The 4,905-nt window shown below is 42.5% G+C and carries 4 protein-coding genes and 1 pseudogene; 2 read left to right on the top strand and 3 right to left on the bottom strand.

Features of this window, described 5'->3' with window-relative positions:
- A pseudogene (locus tag VFM80_RS12625) lies at nt 1-473 on the top strand (coproporphyrinogen III oxidase family protein); the annotation flags it as partial.
- A 21-nt stretch (nt 474-494) separates the two neighbouring features.
- Here the strand turns inward: VFM80_RS12625 and VFM80_RS12620 are convergent.
- Both VFM80_RS12620 and VFM80_RS12615 read right to left on the bottom strand, forming a co-directional pair.
- Nucleotides 495-1,562, bottom strand: a complete 1,068-nt coding sequence (locus VFM80_RS12620; RefSeq protein ID WP_395072210.1) for an HU family DNA-binding protein — start codon at nt 1,560-1,562, stop codon at nt 495-497.
- Nucleotides 1,555-1,842, bottom strand: a complete 288-nt coding sequence (locus VFM80_RS12615; RefSeq protein WP_395072208.1) for an HU family DNA-binding protein — start codon at nt 1,840-1,842, stop codon at nt 1,555-1,557. Before VFM80_RS12615 ends, VFM80_RS12620 begins: the two co-directional genes overlap by 8 nt.
- A gap of 167 nt (nt 1,843-2,009) precedes the next feature.
- On the opposite strand from VFM80_RS12615, the gene fahA reads away from it, so the two are divergent.
- Nucleotides 2,010-3,269, top strand: coding sequence for a fumarylacetoacetase (fahA, locus tag VFM80_RS12610; protein ID WP_395072206.1), 1,260 nt, complete (start codon nt 2,010-2,012; stop codon nt 3,267-3,269).
- A gap of 102 nt (nt 3,270-3,371) precedes the next feature.
- Here the strand turns inward: fahA and VFM80_RS12605 are convergent.
- The coding region (locus VFM80_RS12605) for an MXAN_6640 family putative metalloprotease (RefSeq protein ID WP_395072204.1) at nt 3,372-4,905 on the bottom strand (1,534 nt) is incomplete at its 5' end.

The raw sequence follows: 4,905 nt of genomic DNA, 5'->3' as shown, positions 1-4,905 counted from the left end.
AAAAATTAAAAAATGGCGGGATCATGCAGTATGAGGTGAGTAACTATGCACGTCCGGGGAGTGAAGCACTTCATAATTCCAATTACTGGAGCCACGTAAATTACCTTGGGTTAGGCCCGGGCGCTCATTCCTTTTGGTGGGATGAGAATCAAAATTCAGCTAAACGATGGAGCAATAAAGAGGATCTGAAAAGCTATCTGAATAAAGGCTGGGATACTCCTTTTGAAACGGAAAAGCTGAATTCAGCAGATTTGGCTGAAGAGCGATTAATGCTGGGTTTACGAACTAAAAGGGGGGTATCGCTCAGAGAACTCAAGTCCCGCTATAACTTTGAATTCAATTCTTCACAAAAAGCCTATCTCCAAAAGCTTGAATCAGAAGGAAAGGCAGTGATTGATGATCATGTACATCTGACAAAAAAAGGCCTCAAGATCGCCGATGCCATCCTCCTGGATGTGGTAACTTTACAGTAATACCTACGGATCTAATTTAAACTAACTTCCCAGTCTTTCCCATTTTTCAGCAAACCGAGTGTAATCCGCAGCTTTTTCCATATTACCAAAGTTCTCATAAGCCTCAGAAACTAATCTGGAAGCAGCAGCAAGCTTTTTGTAGTCGCCTTTGGTCAGAGTCTCTGCAGTTCCTTCTAATTCCGGTATCTGCAACTCAACATTCTTTTCAAGAGAATCAGGATGTGTATCTGCAGTATGGTTTTGCTGAAATATTAATGGCCAGAAATAAGCTTTTCCATATGTTTCCCGGGCAATTACCCAGTACCACTCATTTTCTTTGACTGTATGGATCGCCATGCTTCCCGTGCTTTCCGCCGGAACTGGCTCAGAAACCTCCGCCTCCCTGTCCTCCATACTATCCCCTCCTTCAGTAACCGCTGCAATTTCAGTTCGCCCTTGATCACTTTCTTCCTGTTCAACCTCAGCCCCTGCTTCCGATGCAATTGATTGCTCAATTGCATTCTCTCTGGCAGTCATACTATCATCACCGGTGTTCATCAAAAACCAAACTGAGGCAAAAGCCAACACTGAGATTATCAATACCACGATCAATATAAGCCCGGTATTTCTGCCCTTCTTTCTTCTCGGAGGCCCGAGCGTTTTCGTTTTGCGGACAGGAGCCTCTTTAGGTGGCTTCATTTCCTTTACAGGTTTCGGCTTTTCAGGTTTTGGTACCGGCACAGCTGGTTTTTCTTTTTGCTCTTCGGGCTTAGCATCTACAGTCTTCTCCTCTACAATTAGCTCACTTTCAAGGTGTGCGTATTTATTATTTACTTCTTCCCGCAGAGCTTTGTAAGGCGAAAACGTAACTCTACTATGGGCAGGTATAGTAATTGGTTCGCCTGTTTGGGGATTTTGTCCCTGTCGTTCTGCTACTTCTTTGACTTTAAAACTGCCAAAATTTGTAATAGAAGCTTTTCCGCTTTCACGTAGTTCTGCCTTTATCTTCCTAATCAGTGCTTTAGTAAAAGCCTCGCTTTTCTGCTTACTTACACCCGCTTTTATAGAAAGTGCTTCAACGATCTCGGTATAGGTTACCTTTTTACTCATCTCCACCCTCGTTTATCTCCTCCTTTAGCGTGCTGCTTTGATTAAAATGCACCACTTTTTTAGGGGGAATGCGCATCATCTGCTTATAATGCGGATTAAATGATTTATGTTCGGGCCGAACTTCCGCATGAAAAGTACCCAGTCCAGGAAGGGTAAATCCCCGGTCTTTTGACAGCAACAATGTAAGTCCATCCACAAAAGAATCATACAGTTCTTCAGTATCTGCCTGCGTCAGATCAAGTTCATCTGCTAACGACTTTAGTACCTCCGCCTTTGTCATAATATGCCAAACTTATTTTTCACCAATTTTGATTGAAATAAATGCTAAAACAGGGAAATAAGCAATTTTCCACCTAAGTCCATGAATCCGCAGTATTTTAAGATTTCACCATACTCTGAGGTTTGTTATAATACATCCATCCTTTAAAGTGCCAATCACTTATCAAAATGCTAAGATCTTTTATTGACGTTAAACCCAATTCTCATTTTCCAATTCAAAACCTGCCCTTTGGTGCTTTTCAAACTGAAGAGGGAGAAATTCATTTGTGCTCGGCCATTGGAGAATTTGTTGTAGATCTGTTTGTTTTGGATGAAGAGGGTCTATTTCACGGCCCTGAACTTAATGATCGCTTTGTATTTCAGGATTCTACCCTCAATTACTTTATGAGCCTCGGCAAACCGGCCTGGAAAGAAGCACGCGAAACACTGCAATCACTACTATCAGAGAATACACCCCTCCTTCGGGATGACGAGCTGCTTAGAGGTCGTGTATTCAAAAAACAGGATGAAGTTGAAATGGTTTTGCCAGTGCAGATAGGCGATTATACCGATTTTTATTCTTCAGAACAGCACGCCCGAAATGTTGGGACGATGTTCAGAGATCCTGATAATGCATTGCTTCCAAACTGGAAACACCTCCCCGTTGGGTATCATGGCCGTGCCAGTTCAATAGTAGTCAGCGGAACCGATATTCACCGCCCCAAGGGACAGATCCTCCCAAAAGATTCAGATCAGCCTGTATTCGGAGCTTCTAAACTTGTGGATTTTGAATTGGAAATGGGTTTTTTAACGGGACCGGGAAATGATCTGGGTGAGCCTATCTCCGTCGATGAAGCCGAAGATCATATTTTCGGATTGACTCTTGTTAATGACTGGAGTGCCCGCGATATCCAAAAATGGGAATATCAGCCATTGGGTCCTTTTCTGGCAAAAAACTGGGCTACTTCCGTATCACCCTGGATCGTCACCTTAGATGCACTTGAGCCTTTTCGAGCTGATTGTTCTGAACAAGATCCCAAACCCCTGGATTATCTTCATCAAAAAAAGCGGATCACTTTTGACATACAGCTGGAAGTTTTCCTTAAAACCTCAAAGCAAACGGAACCATTTAAGATCTGTACTTCTAATTTCACGCATCTATACTGGACCATGGCTCAACAGCTGGCGCATCACACCATCACAGGATGTAATATTCAGCCCGGCGACCTATATGGATCAGGAACCATCAGCGGCCCTGATAAAGACTCTTACGGGAGCATGCTTGAATTAGCCTGGAAAGGAACCAAACCTCTTAAGCTCCCATCAGGAGAAGAACGAACTTTTCTGGAGGACGGCGACGAAGTGGTCATGACTGGATTTGCACAAGGTGAAGGCTATAAGGTTGGCTTTGGAGAGGTCAGGGGAAAGATCTTACCACCTAAGCGATAGTTTACCGTGTTAAGGTGTTACCGTGTTTACGTATTACTAAATTAATCATAGAAATTGTAATACGTAAACACGGTAACACTCCGATACTTTAACACAGAAAAGCTACTTAACCAAGGTCATCTTTTTCGTATACACCATTTCATCAATTCGCAGTCGGTAGATATAAACTCCGGAACTCAAGCCCCTTGCATTAAAAGGAATCGAGTAAAAGCCCACTTCCAGATTTTCATTTGCAAGAGTTTGAACTTTTCTCCCGATCATATCATAAACTTCTAACTCCACGAACGATCTCCGGGGAAGTTCAAAATTTATATTCGTTGTCAGGTTAAATGGATTCGGATAATTTTGATACACCTGATAAGAATCCGGCAGATCCACATATTTTGGATCTCTGATACTAATGGGGTTGCCGGCTTTCCCAAATTGCAGTGTAAGATTGCGTGTCTGTGTATCTTTTCCATGGTTGGTAACCACTACGCCCATTTTTTCAATCTCAGTCCAGTCAACATTTGAGGGCAGATAAACCTGTCCCTTATTTTCTCCTGTATCCAGAAGTTCCAGCATTTCGCCGTCTTTCTTGTAAAGAATCAGACCCAGCCCAACCTGTGTACTATCAAAATCAACCGCTACATCGATAGACCCGTAATCATTTGCGGAAGGCGTAACTTCATAATAGCGTGCAGCCAGCCTGTTCACACTGCTAATATTGATCTCTGCTTCAGGAACAGATAAAAAAGATGCTTCAATATTTGAATAGGGATAGAAGTCCTTTTCGCCAAACCCGTAATCATCATCGCCGGCACGTGGGCCCGATGCAAAGTGCCACAAATGATTTTGAACAAAAGTTGTTGCAAAATCACTGCCGTAATTCGGAAGTACTGAAGTTAAGCCTTCATCAATACTCAGATCGTTTTGAACTTCGATCAGCTCCCAAACATCCCGAAACAGACCGTTTCCAAAAGCCTCAGAATAGAAGATCATCCAGCTCACATGCCAATAAGCACCGGGCGTGCCATTGTTGGGGTTAAAAAAGATCGAATTATAATTCGGATTCTCTGAATACAAGCCGTTCTTTATATAATTATAATAGTCATTCACATCGTCATATACTACTTCTTCCATAAGTGTAGCATCCATTTCAGTCCAGTTAATACTACCTGATTGCCCCTGCCAATTGTTTTGGACATACTGAATCGCATGCTTAAACTCATGGGCCATTGTGGCATAAATCGCTCCTATTTGATTACCATCAGGATGCGTATTGGGAGGGAACCCATTAAAATCAGATTCAATTACTATAAAAGTGCCGCCAGGTGAACTCATTGAAGGATCAGTATATCCATAAGCGTCTCGAGGTAAATCATTTTCTACATAAACCTTGTAGGTGGCCCCGCTTGGAATTGGATCGGCAAATCCAATATTCAAGACTTCATGCCGATAGGATGAATCTGCAGCCTCAGCTACGCGGTCAATATAATCCGGAACTCCATTTCCATCATTGTCCGTTTGAGATACTGAATCAGGTCCCGAGGTTTGATAGATGATCTCAAACTTACCGGAAGGAGAAATGTAGCTTTCTTCGGCTAATTTACTTTTTGATGAAAGCCTCACCGCCTCATAATTTTCAATTTTACTC

The sequence above is a fragment of the Gracilimonas sp. genome (assembly GCF_035704785.1).
GTDB lineage: Bacteria > Bacteroidota > Rhodothermia > Balneolales > Balneolaceae > Gracilimonas.
The sequence above is the reverse complement of the archived record's forward strand: the minus strand, read 5'-3'. Positions and strand labels throughout refer to the sequence as shown.

Excerpts from the sequence above, each read along its gene's own strand:
- fahA (WP_395072206.1), top strand. The coding sequence starts at position 2,010 with ATGCTAAGATCTTTTATTGACGTTAAACCCAATTCTCATTTTCCAATT.
- VFM80_RS12615 (WP_395072208.1), bottom strand. The coding sequence starts at position 1,842 with ATGACAAAGGCGGAGGTACTAAAGTCGTTAGCAGATGAACTTGATCTG.
- VFM80_RS12620 (WP_395072210.1), bottom strand. The coding sequence starts at position 1,562 with ATGAGTAAAAAGGTAACCTATACCGAGATCGTTGAAGCACTTTCTATA.